Source organism: Streptosporangium sp. NBC_01469 (assembly GCF_036227305.1).
Lineage (GTDB): Bacteria > Actinomycetota > Actinomycetes > Streptosporangiales > Streptosporangiaceae > Streptosporangium.
The window spans coordinates 5179436-5198681 of the sequence record NZ_CP109465.1; the positions used below are offsets into that span (position 1 = coordinate 5179436).

Annotated in this window: 3 protein-coding genes; all 3 read left to right on the top strand. The window is 71.6% G+C overall.

Annotated elements, in window-relative coordinates:
• Positions 1-37: 37 nt before the first annotated feature.
• The 3 genes from OG587_RS22935 to OG587_RS22945 are packed head-to-tail and all read left to right on the top strand — an operon-like array spanning position 38 to position 19241.
• Positions 38-5047 carry a type I polyketide synthase gene (locus OG587_RS22935; RefSeq protein ID WP_329093468.1) on the top strand — a complete coding sequence of 1670 codons (5010 nt, stop codon included), beginning with the start codon at positions 38-40 and terminating at the stop codon, positions 5045-5047.
• A gap of 30 nt (positions 5048-5077) precedes the next feature.
• On the top strand, positions 5078-15466 hold the full coding sequence (locus OG587_RS22940) for a type I polyketide synthase (RefSeq protein WP_329093471.1): 10389 nt from the start codon (positions 5078-5080) through the stop codon (positions 15464-15466).
• Positions 15467-15473: 7 nt separating this feature from the next.
• Positions 15474-19241 (top strand): type I polyketide synthase, encoded by a 3768-nt coding sequence (locus OG587_RS22945; RefSeq protein ID WP_329093473.1) that lies wholly within the window; start codon positions 15474-15476, stop codon positions 19239-19241.
• Positions 19242-19246 lie beyond the last annotated feature (5 nt).

Genomic DNA, 19246 nt, shown 5'->3' on the forward strand with positions numbered 1-19246 from the left:
CGAGCCACGTACTACTCGCGGAGTTGGTGCACAGCCGATGGCCGATGACGACAAGGTCGACAAGCTTCGGGACTACCTCAAGCGCGCTACCGCGGACCTGCGGCAGACGCGCAGGCGGCTGCGGGAGATGGAGGACCGCTCCGCCGAGCCGATCGCGATCGTGGGCATGGCCTGCCGGTACCCGGGCGGGGTGCGCTCGCCCGCCGACCTCTGGCGGCTGGTCGACGAGGGCAGGGACGCCATCGGCGGCTTCCCGCGGGATCGCGGGTGGGACGTCGCCGGGCTCTACGACCCCGAGCCGGACCGGCCGGGCAAGATCTACGTCCGCGAGGGCGGGTTCCTGTACGACGCCGGGGAGTTCGACGCCGGTTTCTTCTCGATCTCGCCACGTGAGGCGGCCGGGATCGACCCGCAGCAGCGGCTGCTGCTTGAGGTGTCGTGGGAGGCGCTGGAGGGCGCCGGGATGATCGCCGCCGCGCGCGGCAGCATGACCGGGGTGTTCGCGGGCGTGATGTACCACGACTACGCGGGGAGCACCGGCGCGGGCAGCCTGGTCTCCGGCCGGGTGGCCTACAGCCTCGGCCTGGTCGGGCCCGCGGTGTCGGTGGACACCGCCTGCTCCTCCTCGCTCGTCGCCCTGCACCTCGCCTGCCAGTCGCTGCGCCTGGGTGAGTGCTCCCTGGCCCTGGCCGGTGGCGCCACCGTCATGGCGACCCCGGACATGTTCGTGGAGTTCTCCCGGCAGCGGGGCCTGTCGAAGGACGGGAGGTGCCGCTCGTTCTCCGGTGACGCCGACGGCGTCGGCTGGTCGGAGGGCGTGGGGGTGCTGGTGCTCGAACGGCTCTCCGAGGCCCTGCGGCACGGGCACGAGGTCCTCGCCCTGGTCCGCGGCTCCGCGGTGAACTCCGACGGGGCCTCCAACGGCCTGATGGCGCCGAACGGCCCCTCGCAGCGGCGTGTCATCGAGCAGGCGCTGGCCAACGCCAGGGTGACTCCCGACGAGGTCGACGCGGTCGAGGCGCACGGCACGGGCACCACGCTGGGCGACCCGATCGAGGCGCAGGCGCTGCTGGCCACCTACGGCCGGGACCGGCCCGCGGACCGGCCGCTGCGCCTGGGGTCGATCAAGTCGAACATCGGGCACCCGCAGGCGTCGGCCGGGGTCGCCGGGGTGATCAAGATGGTGCAGGCGATGCGGCACGGCACGCTGCCCCGGACGCTGCACGTGGCGGAGCCGACCCCGAAGGTGGACTGGACGGCCGGGGCGGTCGAACTCCTCACCGAGCCGATGCCCTGGGCGGAGAACGGCCATCCCCGCCGCGCGGGCGTGTCGTCCTTCGGGGCCAGCGGCACGAACGTCCACGTCATCCTCGAACAGGCGCCCACGCAGGAACGCGAGGAACCCGAGGACGGCACCGCCCGGCCCGGCGTCCTCCTGTGGCCGCTGTCCGGGCGCTCCGAGGCGGCGCTCCGCGCGCAGTCCGCGCGGCTGCTCTCCCATCTGGACGAGCATCCCGGACTCGACCCCGCCGACGTGGCCCTGTCCCTGGCACTGGGCAGGGTGCCCTTCGAGCACCGGGCCGTGGTCGTCGGCCGGGACCGTGCCGGGCTGCTCGCCGGGGTCGGCGAGGTGGCGGCGGGAGAGCCCGGCGCGGACGTCGTCACGGGAACGGCGAACCTGAGCGGGAAGACGGTCTTCGTGTTCCCGGGGCAGGGCTCGCAGTGGGTGGGCATGGCCGTCGGGATGCTGGACGCGTCGCCGGTGTTCGCCGAGCGGATCGCCGCGTGCGAGCGCGCCCTGTCGCCCTTCGTGGACTGGAGGCTCACCGACGTCCTGCGGGACACCGACCCCCGGACGCTGGAGCGGGTGGACGTGGTGCAGCCGGTGCTGTGGGCCGTGATGGTCTCGCTCGCCGAGGAGTGGCGGTCGCGCGGCATCGAGCCGGACGCGGTGATCGGGCATTCGCAGGGCGAGATCGCCGCCGCCTGCGTGGCCGGGCTGCTGGAGATCGAGGACGGCGCCAGGATCGTCGCGCTGCGCTCCAGGGCCATCCGCGAGTCGCTCGCCGGGTCCGGCGGTATGGCCTCGGTGGCCCTGCCCGCGGAGGAGGCGGGCAAGCGGCTCGCGAGATGGGCCGGAGACCTCTCCATCGCCGCGATCAACGGCCCCGGCTCCGTGGTGCTGTCCGGAGCCTCGGACGCGCTCGACGAACTGCTGGCCGAACTCGCCGCGGAGGGCGTACGCGTCAAGCGGGTGCCGGTCGACTACGCGTCCCACTCGGTGCTGGTGGAACCTCTTGAGGAGAGGCTGCGGCGGGAGCTCGCGCCGGTCGGCCCGCGGGCGGGCACGGTACCCATGATCTCCACGGTGACCGGCGACTGGATCCGGCCCGCCGATCTGGAGGCCGGGTACTGGTACACCAACCTGCGGCGGACCGTCGAGTTCGAGGCGGCCGTGCGCACCCTGGCCGGCATGGACCACGTGGCGTTCGTGGAGATCAGCCCGAACCCGGTGCTCACCATGGGGCTGCAGGAGACGCTCGACGACCTCGGACGCGAGGCGGTGGTGACCGGCAGCCTGCGCCGCGACGACGGCGGCCCCGACCGCCTGCTGAGGTCGGTGGCGGAACTGCACGTCCGTGGCCTGAGCCCCGACTGGTCCGGCATGTACGGCGGAGCCCGCCGGGTCAGGTTGCCCACGTACGCCTTCCAGACCCGGCGGTACTGGGCGCGGAACGTCGTCCGGGCCGCGAACCCCCTGCCGGACGAGGACTTCTGGGCGCGGGTGGCCGACGGCGACGGCCCCGCGCTGGCCAGGACCCTGGGGGTCGAGCCCGCCGAGGTGGAGGGCGTGCTCCCGGCCCTGTCCTCCTGGTGGAACCGCGCCAGGGACGAGTCCGTGGTGACCGGCTGGCGCTACCGCGCGGAATGGCGGCCGGTGGCCGACGCGTCCGGGCCCCTGGAGGGGACCTGGCTCGTCGTCGTCCCCGCCGGGCTCTCCGAACCCGTCCTGATGGAGGGGCTCGCCGCCTCCGGGGCCCGGATCGTGCCGGTCGAGGTGGCCGACGACTCGCCCGCGGAGGCGGTCGCCGGCCTGCTCCGCGAAAAGCTCGAAGCACCCGAAGCACCCGAAGCACCCGAAGCACCCGAAGCACCCGAAGGACTCGAAGGACCCGAAGGACCCGAAGGACCCGAAGGACTCGAAGGACTCGAAGGACTCGAAGGACCCGAAGCGCTCGAAGGACTCGAAGGGCTCGGTGGCGCGGCCGTCGCCGGGGTGCTCTCCCTGCTCGCGCTCGACGGCCGCGAGCACCCCCGGCACCCGGAACTGTCCCGTGGAGTCGTCGCCACCGTGACCCTGGTCCGGGCGCTCGGCGCGGTCGAACCGACCGGCCGGCTCTGGTGCGCGACGAGGAACGCGACACCGGTTCCGGACGGCGCGGAGCCGGTGGACCCGATGCAGGCCGTGGTGACGGGCCTGGGCACGGTGCTCGCCCTGGACGCCCCCGGCACGTGGGGCGGCACCGTCGACCTGCCGGCGGTCGTGGACCGGCCGGTCGCCCGCCGGGTGGCCGGACTGCTGGCCGGGTGGAACGACGGGGGTAAAGAGAACGGTGAGGACGGCCAGGACGGTGAGGACAGGGTCGCCGTCCGGTCCTCGGGGACGTTCGCCCTCCGCCTGGTGCGGGCCCCGCTGGCCGGGAACGGCACGGGCGACACCTGGCGGCCACGCGGAACCGTACTGGTCACCGGGGGCACCGGCGGGGTCGGTTCGCGGGTGGCGCGCCGGCTGGCGGAGAACGGGGCCGAGCACCTGCTGCTGACCAGCAGGCGCGGCCTCGCGGCGGAGGGCGCGGCCGAACTGGCCGCCGAGCTGTCCGAGCTGGGGGCCAGGGTCACCGTCACGGCGTGCGACGTCGCGGACAGGGACGCGCTGAGCCGGCTGCTGGACTCCCTGCCCGAGTCCGACGCGGTGACCGCAGTGGTGCACGCGGCCGGGATCCTGCCCGAGCCGAAACCGCTCGCCGCGATGGAGCCGGAGGAGTTCGCCGACGCGGTCCGCGCCAAGATCGCGGGCGCGCTGCACCTCGACGAGCTGCTGGCCGGGCACCCGCTGGACGCCTTCGTGCTCTTCTCCTCCGGTGCCGCCGTCTGGGGGTCGGCGGGACAGGCGGCGTACGGCGGAGCCAACGCCTTCCTGGACGCGCTCGCCTCCCGGCGCCGGGCCGGGGGACAGGTCGCGACGTCGATCGCGTGGGGTTCCTGGGGCGGGGGCGGGATGGTGGACGAGGCCGCGGGGGCGCACCTGCGACGGCTCGGCATCCGCGAGATGGACCCGGACCTGGCCCTGACCGCGCTGGCCCAGGCGCTCGACCGCGACGAGAGCCACCTGGTGGTCACCGACACCGACTGGACGCGCTTCGTCCCGCCGTACACCCTCGGCAGGCCGCGCCCCCTCCTGCGGGATCTGCCCGAGGCGCTCGCCGTACTGGCCGAGGCGTCCGAGACGGACGACGAGCCGGGCGGCGGATCACCCCTGGCCGAACGGCTCGCGGGACTGACCGCGGCCGAGCGGCAGCGGGCGCTGCTGAACCTGGTCCGCACCCAGATCGCCGCGCTCCTCGGCTACGGGAGCGACGACATCGACCCGGGACGGGCGTTCAAGGACCTCGGCTTCGACTCGGTGGCCGCGGTCGACCTCCGCAACCGGCTGAACAAGGCGGCGGGCGTCAAGCTGCCCGCGACCGTGGTGTTCGACTACGCCACGCCCGCCGCGCTGGCGGAGCACCTCGGAACCCTGCTCTCCTCCGGCGACGTGGTGGAGCTGCCGATCCTGGCCCAGCTCGACCGGCTGGAGGCGGCGGTCGCCGACCGCTCGCGCGCGGAGATCGAGGGCGACAGGGTGGCCGAACGGCTGAGGGCGCTGCTGCTCAGGCTGGCCGAGCAGGACGCGGGCACGACCACCGTCAGCGTGGCCGACCAGCTCGAATCCGCCTCCGCGGACGACGTTTTCGACTTCATCGACAAGGAACTCGGCATCACCTGAGGCTTCGGGTGGAAATGGGCGGGGCTGGATATGGCGAACGAGGACAAGCTGCTTGACTACCTCAAGAGGGTAACGGCCGATCTCCACCAGGCACGCGAACGGCTGCGCCAGGTGGACAGGGGCGAGCAGGAACCGATCGCCATCGTCTCGATCGGCTGCCGGTACCCCGGTGGCGTGCGCTCGCCCGAGGACCTGTGGCGGCTGGTCGACGAGGGACGGGACGCGGTTGGACGTTTCCCCGCCGACCGCGGCTGGGCGCTCGGCGACGTCATCGGGGACGAGTACGCCCACGAGGGCGGATTCGTGCACGACGCGCCCGACTTCGACGCGCGGTTCTTCGGGATCTCCCCGCGCGAGGCGGTCACCATGGACCCGCAGCAGCGGCTGGTACTGGAGGTGTGCTGGGAGGCGCTCGAACGGGCGGGCCTCGTGCCCGAGTCCCTGCGCGGCACCTCGCTCGGCGTCTTCGTCGGCAGCGGCGGCCAGGACTACTCCACCCTGCTGGCCGCCGCCCCGGAGACCGCCGCCGCGTACCTGAGCACGGCCAGCTCGGGAGGTGTGATCTCGGGCCGGGTCTCCTACACGTTCGGCTTCGAGGGGCCCGCCGTCACCGTCGACACGGCCTGTTCCTCCTCGCTGGTGGCGCTCCACGTGGCCTGCCAGTCGCTGCGGCAGGGGGAGTGCTCCATGGCGCTGGCCGGCGGGGTGAACGTCATGTCGACGCCCGCGCCGTTCCTGGCGTTCAGCAAGCAGAGCGGGCTGGCCGTGGACGGCCGGTGCAAGGCGTTCTCCGACTCCGCGGACGGCACGGGCTGGGCGGAGGGCGCGGGAATGGTCCTGCTGGAGCGGCTGTCCGACGCCCGCCGCAACGGGCACCAGGTGCTGGCGGTGATCCGTGGCAGTGCGGTCAACCAGGACGGGGCGTCGAACGGCCTGACCGCGCCGAACGGCCTGTCGCAGCAACGCGTCATCTGGCAGGCGCTGGCGAACGCGGGGGTGACCGCCGACCAGGTGGACGTGGTGGAGGGGCACGGTACGGGGACGACGCTCGGCGACCCGATCGAGGCACAGGCGCTGCTGGCGACGTACGGCCAGGGACGGACCGCCCCCCTGTGGCTGGGATCGGTGAAGTCGAACATCGGGCACGCGCAGGCCGCCGCCGGGATCAGCGGCGTGATCAAGATGGTGCAGGCGCTGCGGCACGCGTCGCTGCCGAAGACGTTGCACGTCACCGAGCCGTCGTCGCACGTGGACTGGTCGGCGGGGTCCGTCCGGCTGCTGACCGAGGCGTTGCCGTGGCCGAGGCTCGATCGGCCGCGCCGGGCGGGAGTCTCCTCCTTCGGCGTCAGTGGGACGAACGCGCACGTGATCCTTGAGGAGGCGACCCCGGTCGAGGACGGGACCTCCGGTCCAGAGGCCCCCGGGGCGCGGCGACGGTCGGCGGGCGGCGTGGTCGTGCCGCTGTCGGGGCGCGGGCCGGAGGCGCTGCGGGCCCAGGCGGCGGGCATCTCCTCGCTGCTGGCGGCAGGGGCCGACCTCGTGGACGTCGGATACTCGCTGGCGACGACCCGGACCGCTTTCGAGAACCGGGCCGTGCTGGTGGCCCGGGACGAGGCCGCGGCGACCGCCGGTCTGGACGCGGTGGCCGCGGGGGGCACGGACCAGGGACCGGTCGCGGGTGGGTTGTGCGCGGTGGTGTTCTCGGGGCAGGGGGCGCAGCGGGCCGGGATGGGGTCGGGGTTGTATGCGGCGTTCCCGGTGTTCGCGGAGGCGTTCGATGAGGCGTGTCCGGTAGCGGTGAGGGAGGTGCTGTTCGGTGGTTCGGAGCTGATCGATCAGACGGTGTATGCCCAGCGGGGGTTGTTCGCGTTCGAGGTGGCTCTGTTTCGGTTGTTGGAGTCGTGGGGGGTGGTCCCGGATTTTGTCGGGGGTCATTCGGTGGGGGAGATCGCGGCTGCTCATGTGGCGGGGGTGTGGTCGTTGGAGGATGCGTGTCGGGTGGTGGAGGCGCGGGGCCGGTTGATGCAGGGCCTGGCCGCTGGTGGGGCGATGGCGGCGGTAGCGGCCTCGGAGTCGGATATCGCGCCGTATTTGAATGAGCGGGTGGGGTTGGCGGCGGTCAACGGTCCGGTCTCGGTGGTGGTCTCGGGTGATGAGGACGCGGTCGAGGCGCTGTTGAACCGGCTGGGCGGGGCGTATCGGGTCAAGCGGTTGCGGGTCTCGCACGCCTTTCACTCGGCGCGGATGGATCCGATGCTGCAGGAGTTCCGCACGGTCCTGGAGTCGGTGGGGTGGAACCGCCCGCGCGTTCCCTTGGTGTCGACCCTGACCGGTGCGCTCGCCGACCCCGGGGAGATCGCGTCGGTGGAGTACTGGGTGCGGCAGGTGCGTGAGCCGGTCCGGTTCGGGGATGCGGTGCGGACCCTGGAGGCCGAGGGGGTGAAGACGTTCGTCGAGGCCGGGCCGAGTGCCGCGTTGTCGGCGATGGGTGCGCGGGATGGTGTGTTCGTCCCGTTGGCGCGTAAGGATCACGACGAGGTCGAGGCAGCGGTCCGTGGGGTGGGTCAGGCGTGGGCCCGGGGCGTCACGGTCGATTGGCCGGTGATGTTCGCCGGGTCGGGTGCTCGGCGGGTTGATCTGCCGACTTACTCCTTCCAGCGGAGGCGTTATTGGTTGGAGGGGTCTGTTGTTTCGGGTGATGTGGGGTTGTTGGGGTTGAGTGCGGCTGGTCATCCTTTGTTGGCGGCGGCGGTGGTGTTGGCTGATTCGCAGGGGGTGGTGTTGACGGGGCGGTTGTCGGTGGAGACGCAGCCCTGGTTGGCCGACCACCGGGTGATGGGGGCGGTGATCTTCCCCGGCACCGGCTTCGTCGAGCTGGCCGTGCGGGCGGGCGACCAGGTGGGCTGTTCGAACCTGGAGGAGCTCACGCTGGAGAGTCCGCTGGTGCTTCCCGAGCAGGGCGGCGTGACGGTTCAGGTGACGGTCGGCGAACCTGACGGGACGGGCAGGAGAGCACTGTCCGTGCACAGCAGGGCCGAGCGCCTCGGGCCGGACTCCCCCTGGACCCGGCATGCCACCGGCCTGCTCGGCACGGTGATCCGGCCGCCCTCCTTCGACCTGCGCAGCTGGCCGCCCGCCGGTGCCGAGCCGATCGACTTCGACGGCGTCTACGAACGGCTCGCCGACAGCGGGCTTGTCTACGGGCCGGTCTTCACCGGGTTGCGGGCGGCCTGGCGCAGCGGGAACGAGGTGTTTGCCGAGGTGAGCCTGCCCGAGGTCGCGACGGCCGACGCGGCGCGGTTCGGGCTGCACCCCGCGCTCTTCGACGCGAGCCTGCACGTGCTGGGCATGGCGGGGATCGCCGAGGACCCCGTACGGGATGAGGAGAGCGGGGCCTGGCTGCCGTTCTCGTGGTCCGGCGTCACGTTGTACGCCGGCGGCGCGTCGACGGTGCGGGTGCGCCTGGTGCGGGACGCGGCCACCGGAGCGGTGGCGATGCGGATCGCTGACGGCGCGGGCGCGCCGGTCGCCGTGGTGGACGCGCTGGTGACCCGGCCGCTGCCCGACGCCCGTTCCGTCTCCGGGCAGTCCGGCTCGCTCTACCGGCTGGCCTGGCAGCGACTCGACACCACGGCCCCCGAAGCGCGGGGCCCCGTGTCCTTCGAGGATCTGGCGGACACGGTGGTGGTCGAGTGCGACGGCGGTGACGACGCGCGGGCGGTGCGGGTCGCCGCCTACCGGGCGCTGGCCGCACTGCAGTCCTGGCTCGCCGACGACCGCGCCGCCACGTCGACGCTGGTCATGCTCACGCGGGGCGCGATGGCGGTGAGCGGTGACGAGAGGGTGGACGTGGCCGCCGCGACGGTGTGGGGACTCGTGCGGTCCGCGCAGGTGGAGAACCCGTCCAGGATCGTGCTGGTCGACACCGACCGGGAAACCGCTGACATCGCCCGCCTCCTCCCCTCGGTGCTCGCCACCGGTGAACCCCAGGTGGCGGTGCGCGGCGGGGTGCTCCACGCCCCGCGCCTGGCCAGGGCGCGGGCGGAGGACGGCGCCTCGCCGAGCACGTTCGAGGGCGCCGGCACCGTCCTGGTCACGGGGGCCACGGGCTTCCTCGGCGGTCTGGTCGCCAGACATCTCGTCACCGAGCACGGGGTCCGGAACCTCCTGCTGGTCAGCCGGTCCGCGACCGACACCGGACTGATCGCGGAGCTGACCGGTCTCGGGGCCACCGTCGAGCTGAAGGCCTGCGACGTGGCCGACAGGGACGCGCTGGCGGCCCTGCTCGAAGCGATTCCCGCGCAGCATCCGCTGACCGGCGTGGTGCACGTCGCCGGGGTGCTGGACGACGGGATCACCGCCTCGCTGACGGAGGAACGCCTGGACACGGTGTTCCGGCCGAAGGTCGACGCCGCGCTGAACCTGCACGAGCTGACCAGGGATCTCGATCTGACCGCGTTCGTGCTGTTCTCCTCCATCGCCGGAGTGTTCGGCAACGCGGGGCAGGGCAACTACGCCGCCGCGAACGCCTGCCTCGATGCCGTCGCCGCGCGTCGGCGAGCCGACGGGCTGCCCGCGCTCTCGCTGGCGTGGGGGCTGTGGGCGCAGGAGGCGGGGATGTCCGAGACGCTGGTCCGGGCGGACCGCTCCCGTATTTCCCGCAACGGGGTGCTCCCCCTGTCCGAGGTGGAGGGGCTGGCGCTCTTCGACACCGCGATCGGAGTGGACGAGGCGACGGTGATCCCCGTCCGGCTGGACACCTCGGCACTGCGCGGCGCCGGTACGTTGCCGTCGATCTTCCACGGGCTGTGGCGGCCGGCGCGTCCGTCCGCCGATTCCGGCTCTCCGGCCGGTGGTCTCGCCGAGCGGGTACGCGCGATGGCGGCGGACAAGGGCCTGGAGACGTTGCGTGATCTGGTGGTCGGCCAGGTCGCGGCGGTTCTCGGGTACGGCTCGCCCGGTGAGATCGACCAGGCCCGCGCGTTCCAGGACCTCGGTTTCGACTCCCTGACCGCCGTGGAACTGCGTAACCAGCTGGGGATCGCCACCGGCCTGCGGCTGCCCGCGACCCTGGTGTTCGACCATCCGACTCCGGCCGCGCTGGCGCGCTTCCTGGGTGAGCAGATCCTGGGCGCGCCTTCCCCGGAGGTCACCCTCTCCGCGAGCTCCTCGGTGGGGGTGGAGGAGCCGATCGCGATCGTGGGGATGGCCTGCCGCTATCCGGGCGGGGTGCGCTCGCCCGAGGATCTCTGGCGGCTGCTCGACCGGGGAGAGGACGCGATCTCCGGATTCCCGACCGATCGCGGCTGGAACCTCGGGGAGCTGTACGACCCGGAACGGAGCCGGCCGGGGACGAGCTACGTGCGGGAGGGCGGGTTCCTGCACGAGGCGGGGGAGTTCGACCCGGCGTTCTTCGGGATCAGCCCGCGCGAGGCGCTGATCGTCGATCCGCAGCAGCGGCTGCTGCTGGAGACGGCGTGGGAGGCCTTCGAGCGGGCGGGGATCGACCCGGCTCTGCTGCGGGGCAGCTCGACCGGGGTGTTCGCCGGCCTGATGTATCACGACTACATCGGTAGCAGCAGTACCGGCGCCATCGCGTCCGGGCGGATCGCCTACACCTTCGGTCTGGAGGGCCCGGCGGTGACGGTGGACACGGCCTGCTCCTCCTCCCTGGTGGCGCTGCATCTCGCCGGCCAGTCGTTGCGCCAGGGGGAGTGCTCGCTCGCCCTGGCCGGTGGAGCGACGGTGATGGCGACGCCGGAGACCTTCGTGGAGTTCAGCCGTCAGGGCGGACTGGCCGGGGACAGCCGGTGCAAGGCGTTCTCCTCGTCGGCAGACGGTACTGGCTGGGCGGAGGGTGCCGGGGTCCTGGTACTGGAGCGGTTGTCGGATGCTCGTCGTAATGGGCATCAAGTGTTGGCGGTGATTCGTGGTAGTGCGGTGAATCAGGATGGGGCGTCGAATGGGTTGACGGCGCCCAACGGTCCGGCGCAGCAGCGGGTGATTCGTCAGGCGTTGGCGAATGCTCGGGTGTCGGCGGATCAGGTGGATGTGGTGGAGGGGCACGGTACGGGGACGACGTTGGGCGACCCGATTGAGGCGCAGGCGTTGTTGGCGACGTATGGGCAGGGTCGGTCGGTTCCGTTGTGGTTGGGGTCGGTGAAGTCGAATCTGGGTCATACGCAGGCTGCTGCGGGGGTGGCGGGTGTGATCAAGATGGTGATGGCGATGCGGCACGGCGTGATGCCCAAGACGCTGCACGTGGACGAGCCGTCGTCACACGTGGACTGGTCGTCGGGTGCGGTGGAGCTGTTGAGCGAGTCCCGATCGTGGCCGCTGGGGGAGCGGCCTCGTCGGGCGGGGGTGTCGTCGTTTGGGATCAGTGGGACGAACGCGCATGTGATCGTGGAGGGGGTGGTGGAGGAGTCTGCCGTGCGGGTGGTGGAACGCGCGTTGCCGGTGGTGCCGTGGGTGGTGTCGGCCAAGTCCGCTGAGGGGTTGCGGGCGCAGGTCGCGCGGTTGGTGTCGTGGGCGGGGGATGCGCTGGATGTGGGGTATTCGCTGGCGGCGACTCGGACGGTTTTGGAGCATCGTGCGGTGTTCTGTGGGCCGGGTCGTGATGAGCTGGCGGGGTTCGTTCCGGGGGTGGAGGGTGTGGCCGGGGGTCGCCACGCGGTGGTGTTCTCGGGTCAGGGGGCGCAGCGGGCCGGGATGGGGTCGGGGTTGTATGCGGCGTTCCCGGTGTTCGCGGAGGCGTTCGACGCGGCCTGCCCGGCACCGGTGAAGGAGGTGCTGTTCGGCGGTTCGGAGCTGATCGACCAGACGGTGTACACCCAGCAGGGGTTGTTCGCGTTCGAGGTCGCCCTCTTCCGGTTGTTGGAGTCCTGGGGAGTGACCCCGGACTTCGTCGGAGGTCACTCCGTAGGAGAGATCGCGGCTGCTCATGTGGCGGGGGTGTGGTCGTTGGAAGACGCGTGCCGGGTGGTGGAGGCACGCGGCCGGTTGATGCAAAGCCTGGCCTCAGGTGGGGCGATGGCCGCGATAGCCGCCTCGGAGTCGGACATCGCTCCGTATCTGAGTGAGCGGGTCGGCCTGGCGGCGGTCAACGGTCCGGTCTCGGTGGTGGTTTCCGGTGATGAGGACGCGGTCGAGGCACTGCTGAACCGGCTGGACGGGGAGTACCGGGTCAAGCGGTTGCGGGTCTCGCATGCTTTCCATTCGGCGCGGATGGACCCGATGCTGGCGGACTTCCGCACGGTCCTGGAGTCGGTGGTGTGGAACCACCCCCGCATCCCCTTGGTATCGACCCTGACCGGTCACCTCGCCGACCCCGAGGAGATCGCGTCGCCGGAGTACTGGGTGCGGCAGGTCCGTGAACCCGTCCGGTTCGGCGACGCGGTGCGCGCCCTGGAAGCGGAGGGCGTCACCACGTTCATCGAGGCCGGGCCGAGCCCGGCCCTGTCGGCGATGGGAACCCAGACCGCCGTGTTCGTCCCGTTGGCACGCAAGGACCACGACGAGGTCGAAGCCACGATCCGTGGACTGGGCCAGGCATGGACCCGAGGCGTCACGGTCGACTGGCCGACGATGTTCACCGGGTCCGGCGCCCAACGAATCGACCTGCCCACCTACCCCTTCCAACGCGAGCACTACTGGCTGGACAGCAGTACGGCGAGCGGATCCTTCACCTCGGGGCACCCGCTGCTCGCGAGCGTCGTGGAATTGGCGGGCTCGGCAGGACTGCTGTTCACCGCCCGTCTGTCCAGGCGGACGCATCCCTGGGTAGCCGATCACACTGTTGGCGGAGCCATGATCCTGCCCGCGACCGCCTACGTGGAGATGGCCTTCCACGCGGGGGACCGGGTGGGCCTCGACCGGCTGGCGGAGCTGACGATCCAGGCGCCTCTCGTCATCCCCGAACGGGGGGCGGTCGACGTCCAGTTCGCCGTCGGCGCCCCCGATGAGAACGGTTCGCGGACCGTCAACGTCCACTCCCGCCACGACAGCGCGCTGGGCGACACGCTCTGGACACACCACGCGACCGGTCTGCTCACGGCTGGGACCCGTCGTCCGCCCGCCGTTCCGGGAGCGTGGCCGCCCCCGGATGCCGAGCCGATCGAGCTGGCGGGGTTCTACGAACGGCTGGCCGACGCCGGGCTGAGCTACGGGCCTGCCTTCCGAGGGCTGCGCAGGGCGTGGCGGAGGGACGGGGAACTGTACGCGGAGACGGAACTCGCCGAGCAGGCGAGGACCGAGGCCGCCAGGTTCGGATTGCACCCGGCCGCGCTGGACGCCGCGCTGCACGTGGTCGCGGCGAGTGGTCTGGGAGGCGAACAGGTTCTGCTGCCGTTCAGCTGGTCCGATGTGGAACTGCACGCCACGGGTGCCTCCGATCTGCGCGTCGTGATCCGGGCGGAGAGCGCGGAGGCGGAGGCGGTGACGGTTGAGGTGAGGGACGTCACGGGCGCCCCGGTGGCCTCGGCGGCACTGGCGCTGAGACCGGCCGCGCTCGACCGGCCTGCCCCGGAGCACGAGTCGCTGTTCCGGCTGGACTGGGTACCCTGCCTGGCCGAACCGGTCGCCACCACGGCTCGCTGGACGGTCGTCGGCCCGGCGGACAGCGGGCTCACCCACGCGCCGGCCGGTCAGGTGGCGGTCGAGTCCGCGGAGGATCCGGCGATGGCCGCTGAGGACGACATCGTCGTCATCCGCTCCGGACCCGGAGGGAACACCGCCGACGCCGTACGGGCCGAGACGCATCGGATCCTGGCGATCCTGCAGGAGTGGATACGTGACGAGCGGGCGGGCAGACTCGTCGTCGTCACCCAGGGAGCGGTCGAGGCGGGCGGCTCCGAGGTCACCGATCTGCCGGGTGCGGCCGTGTGGGGGTTGGTCCGCTCCGCGCAGTCGGAGAATCCCGGCCGCGTCGTGCTGGTGGACCTGGACGACGACGCCGAGTCCCAGCGCGCCGTGGTCGCGGCCGTCGCGACGGGCGAACCCCAACTCGCCGTACGGGCCGGCCAGGTCTGGATGCCACGGTTGTCGCGAATCGGCCGTTCTCCCGATGCGGAGGGAGGTGTCGCGGTCGTCCCCGGCACCGGCGTGCGGTGGGACGCTCGCGGCACCGTGCTCGTCTCCGGTGGCACCGGGACGCTGGGCCGGTTGGTGGCCAGGCACCTGGTGACCGGCCATGGTGTCAGGCACCTGGTGCTGGCCAGTCGCGGTGGCGATCGAGCACCCGGCGTCACCGAGTTGGTGGCCGATCTCACCGGCCTCGGCGCGCACGTCGCGGTCGTCGCCTGTGACCTCGCCGACAGGGATGAGACGAGGCGGCTGCTGGCCGGCATCTCCGGTGACCATCCCCTGACCGGGGTCGTGCACGTGGCGGGGGTGCTCGCCGACGGCGTGCTGCCGTCCCTGACGCCGGAGCTCATGGACACGGTCCTGCGTCCCAAGGTCGATGCCGCGCTGAACCTGCACGAGCTGACCAGGGATCTCGACCTGGGCGCCTTCGTGCTGTTCTCCTCTGCCGCCGGCCTGTTCGGCACACCCGGACAGGGAAACTACGCCGCCGCCAACGCCTTCCTCGACGGGCTGGCCCGGCACCGGCAGGGCCTCGGCCTTCCCGGGCTCTCACTGGCGTGGGGGGTGTGGGCGGGCGAGGGTATGGCGAGCGGGCTGGCCGGTGCCGACGCCCGCCGGATCGAGCGGCTGGGCATCGAGCCGCTCACCCCGGAACGGGGCCTGGAACTGTTCGACGCGGCCTGTGCGACCGGCGACCCCTCGGTGGTGCCGATCGCGCTGAACGCCACGGCGCTCGCCGCGCTCGGCGACAACCTGCCGCCGGTGTTGCGCGGTCTCGTGCGCACCCCGCTCCGCCGTACGGCGAGCGGCACGGACGCCTCGGCGGCGCTGAGGGATCGTCTTGCCGGACTCACGGAGGAGAAGCGGTCGGCGGAGCTGGTGGAACTGGTGCGGGCCACCGCCGCGGCGGTACTCGGCCACGCGGACGCCTCCCACATCGAACCCGACCGTGCCTTCACCGAGCTCGGCTTCGACTCGTTGACGGCAGTGGAGTTCCGCAACCGCGTCAACGCGACCACCGGGCTGAGACTGCCCGTCACGGCCGTCTTCGATCACCCGAATCCCCGGGCCCTGGCCTCGGCGCTGGACAAGGAACTCGCCGTCGCCGTGCCCGCCTCCGACGACTCATCGGAGATCCGGGCGATCCTGCAGTCCATTCCGCTGACCCGGCTGCGCGAGGCGGGGCTCCTGGACAGCCTGTTCGAGCTCGCCGGAGTCCGCCGCGAACGCGAGCCCGACGCGGATGACCCGCCGGCTGACGGGGTCATCGACGAGATGGACACCGAAAGCCTGATCAGCATGGCCCTGGGAACGCACGACAACGAAAGAGGATGACGCCGCAATGACGAGTCCTGACACGAAGGTCGTCGAAGCACTCCGCGCGTCTCTCAAGGAGAGCGAAAGGCTGCGCGAGCAGAACAGGAAACTCGTGGCCCAGTCGCGCGAGCCGATCGCGGTCATCGGTATGTCCTGCCGGTTCCCGGGCGGGGTGACCTCTCCGGAGGAGCTGTGGCGGCTGGTGGCCGACGGCGGCGACGCGATCACGGAGTTCCCCGGCGACCGGGACTGGGAGATCGAGAAGCTCTACCACCCCGAGCCGGGCCGTCCGGGGACCAGTTACACCCGGCAGGGTGGGTTCCTGCACGACGCGGGGGAGTTCGATCCGGCCTTCTTCGGGATGTCCCCCCGCGAGGCGCTGGGCACCGATCCGCAGCAGCGGTTGCTGCTGGAGGGCGCGTGGGAGGCGCTGGAGAGCGCCGGACTCGACCCCATCGCGCTGCGCGGAAGCCGGACCGGCGTGTTCGCGGGGGCGATGTATCACGACTATCCCGGCAGTTTCGGTTCGGGAAGCATCGTGTCCGGGCGGGTGGCCTACACCTTCGGTCTGGAGGGCCCGGCGGTGACGGTGGACACGGCCTGCTCCTCCTCCCTGGTGGCACTGCATCTGGCGGTTCAGTCGTTGCGCGGTGAGGAGTGCTCGCTGGCACTGGCCGGTGGCGTGACGGTGATGGCGACGCCGGGGACGTTCGTGGAGTTCTCCCGGCAGCGGGGCCTGTCGGCCGACGGCCGGTGCAGGGCGTTCGCCACCTCCGCCGACGGAACCGGCTTCGCCGAGGGCATGGGACTGCTGGTGTTGGAGCGGTTGTCGGATGCTCGTCGTAATGGGCATCGGGTGTTGGCGGTGATTCGTGGTAGTGCGGTGAATCAGGATGGGGCGTCGAATGGGTTGACGGCGCCCAATGGTCCGGCGCAGCAGCGGGTGATTCGTCAGGCGTTGGCGAATGCTCGGGTGTCGGCGGATCAGGTGGATGTGGTGGAGGGGCACGGTACGGGGACGACGTTGGGTGATCCGATCGAGGCGCAGGCGTTGTTGGCGACGTATGGGCAGGGTAGGTCGGCCCCTTTGTGGTTGGGGTCGGTGAAGTCGAATCTGGGTCATACGCAGGCTGCTGCGGGGGTGGCGGGTGTGATCAAGATGGTGATGGCGATGCGGCATGGGGTGATGCCGAGGTCGTTGCATGTGGATGAGCCGTCGTCGCATGTGGATTGGTCGTCGGGTGCGGTGGAGCTGTTGGGGGAGTCTCGGCCGTGGCCGGAGCGTGGGGGGCTGCGTCGGGCGGGGGTGTCGTCGTTTGGGATCAGTGGGACGAATGCGCATGTGATTGTGGAGGGGGTGGTGGAGGAGTCTGCCGTGCGGGTGGTGGGGCGGGTGTTGCCGGTGGTGCCGTGGGTGGTGTCGGCCAAGTCCGCTGAGGGGTTGGGTGCGCAGGTCGCGCGGTTGGTGTCGTGGGCGGGGGATGCGCTGGACGTCGGGTACTCGCTGGCCACGAGCCGGACGGTTCTGGATCATCGTGCGGTGGTGGTGGGTCAGGGGGTGGTGAGTGGGTCGGTCGCGGGTGGTCGCCACGCGGTGGTGTTCTCGGGGCAGGGGGCGCAGCGGGCCGGGATGGGGTCGGGGTTGTATGCGGCGTTCCCGGTGTTCGCGGAGGCGTTCGACGCGGCCTGCCCGGTAGCGGTGAGGGAGGTGCTGTTCGGCGGTTCGGAGCTGATCGACCAGACGATGTACACCCAGCAGGGGTTGTTCGCGTTCGAGGTGGCCCTGTTCCGGTTGTTGGAGTCGTGGGGGGTGACCCCGGACTTCGTCGGAGGTCACTCCGTAGGGGAGATCGCCGCTGCTCATGTGGCAGGGGTGTGGTCGTTGGAAGACGCCTGCCGGGTGGTGGAGGCGCGGGGCCGGTTGATGCAGGGCTTGGCCGCTGGCGGGGCGATGGCCGCGGTGGCTGCCTCGGAGTCGGACATCGCGCCGTATTTGAATGAGCGGGTGGGGTTGGCGGCGGTCAACGGTCCGGCCTCGGTGGTGGTCTCCGGTGATGAGGACGCGGTCGAGGCACTGCTGAACCAACTGGACGGGGCATACCGGGTCAAGCGGTTGCGGGTCTCGCATGCTTTCCATTCGGCGCGGATGGACCCGATGCTGCAGGAGTTCCGCACGGTCCTGGAATCGGTGGTGTGGAACCACCCCCGCATCCCGCTGGTATCGACCCTGACCGGTCACCTCGCCGACCCCGGGGAGATCGCGTCGCCGGAGTACTGGGTGCGGCAGGTGCGTGAGCCGGTCCGGTTCGGGGATGCGGTGCGGACCCTGGAGGCCGAGGGCGTCACCACGTTCATCGAGGCCGGGCCGAGCCCGGCCCTGTCGGCGATGGAGACCCAGACCGCCGTGTTTACCCCGCTGGCACGCAAGGACCACGACGAGGTCGAAGCCACGATCCGCGGACTGGGCCAGGCATGGACCCGAGGCGTCACGGTCGACTGGCCGACGATGTTCACCGGGTCCGGCGCCCAACGAATCGACCTGCCCACCTACCCCTTCCAACGACAGCGCTACTGGCTGAACGTTCCGTCGGGTGACCTCGCGGAGCAGGCCCTCGCCGCCGTGCCCGAGGTGGAGCCGTTGCTGCCGGATCTCTCGCCGGAGGAGCGGCGGCAGCGGGTGCGGGAACTGGTGCTGACCCGTACCGCGTACGTCCTGGGCCACCCGTCGGCCGACAGCGTAGATCCGGAAGCCGGGTTCTTCGAGTCCGGTTTCGACTCCGCGACCGCGATGGAACTGCGCGGCGCGTTGAGCGCGGCCATCGGGCTGGACCTCCCGGCCACGGTCGTGTTCGACCATGCGACTCCCGACGACCTCGTCCGCCACCTCGTGGCCGCGCTGGCCGAGAGCCCGCCCGTGGACAGACCCGTGGAGAGAGCGGAGAGCCCGGCCCTCGTCGCGTCCGCCGCCGACACCCTGAGCGAGATCTTTAGGGAGGCGGTCTACTCCGGCCGGATGCAGCGGGGGTTCGACATGCTGGACGGGGTGGCCGCCACCCGGACCTCGTTCGCCTCCGTCAAAGACCTCGGACAGGTGCCGGCGCCGGTGAAGCTCGCCGATGGGCCTCGGCATCCGGTCCTGTACTGCTTCCCCTCACCGATGGCGCTCGGCGGTGTCCAGCAGTACGCGCGTTTCGCCAGGTACTTCCGCGGTGAGCGAGAGGTCTCGGCGCTTCGGGTGCTCGGTATCTCCAGGGGCGAGAGCCTGCCCGAGTCGGTGGAGGCGGCGGTTGAGGTGTTCGCCGAGAGTGTGCGCGCGGATGCGGGCGAGCGGCCCTTCGTGCTCGCCGGGATGTCCTCGGGCGGGATCTTCGCGCACGCCGCGGCCGGTCGTCTGGAGCGGCTCGGCCGAGGCCCCGAGGCGGTCGTCATGCTCGACACCTACCTGGTACGCGACGAGGACAACAAGGCGGTCTGGGATCAGATGCTCTACGGGCTACTGGAGAGAGAGCCCGAGATCGGGCCGTTCAACAGCGCGCGGCTGTCGTCGATGGGGCGCTATGTCCGGCTGATCGGCGAGGTGACGCTGGAGGAGATCGAGGCGCCGGTGCTGTTCGTCCGTGCCGAGAACTCGATTCTCGGTGACGTCCCCGCCGGGGCCGACGGCTGGCGGGCCGACCTCAAATCCGCTCACACCACGCTGCAGGTGCCGGGCGACCACTTCACGATGATGGAGGAGGCGCACGCGGGTACGACGGCTCAGGCGATCGAGGGATGGTTGCGCGCCACGCTGTGATCCCG

Coding starts and splice junctions, on each gene's coding strand:
- OG587_RS22940 (WP_329093471.1), top strand. CDS start 5,078: ATGGCGAACGAGGACAAGCTGCTTGACTACCTCAAGAGGGTAACGGCC.
- OG587_RS22945 (WP_329093473.1), top strand. CDS start 15,474: ATGACGAGTCCTGACACGAAGGTCGTCGAAGCACTCCGCGCGTCTCTC.
- OG587_RS22935 (WP_329093468.1), top strand. CDS start 38: ATGGCCGATGACGACAAGGTCGACAAGCTTCGGGACTACCTCAAGCGC.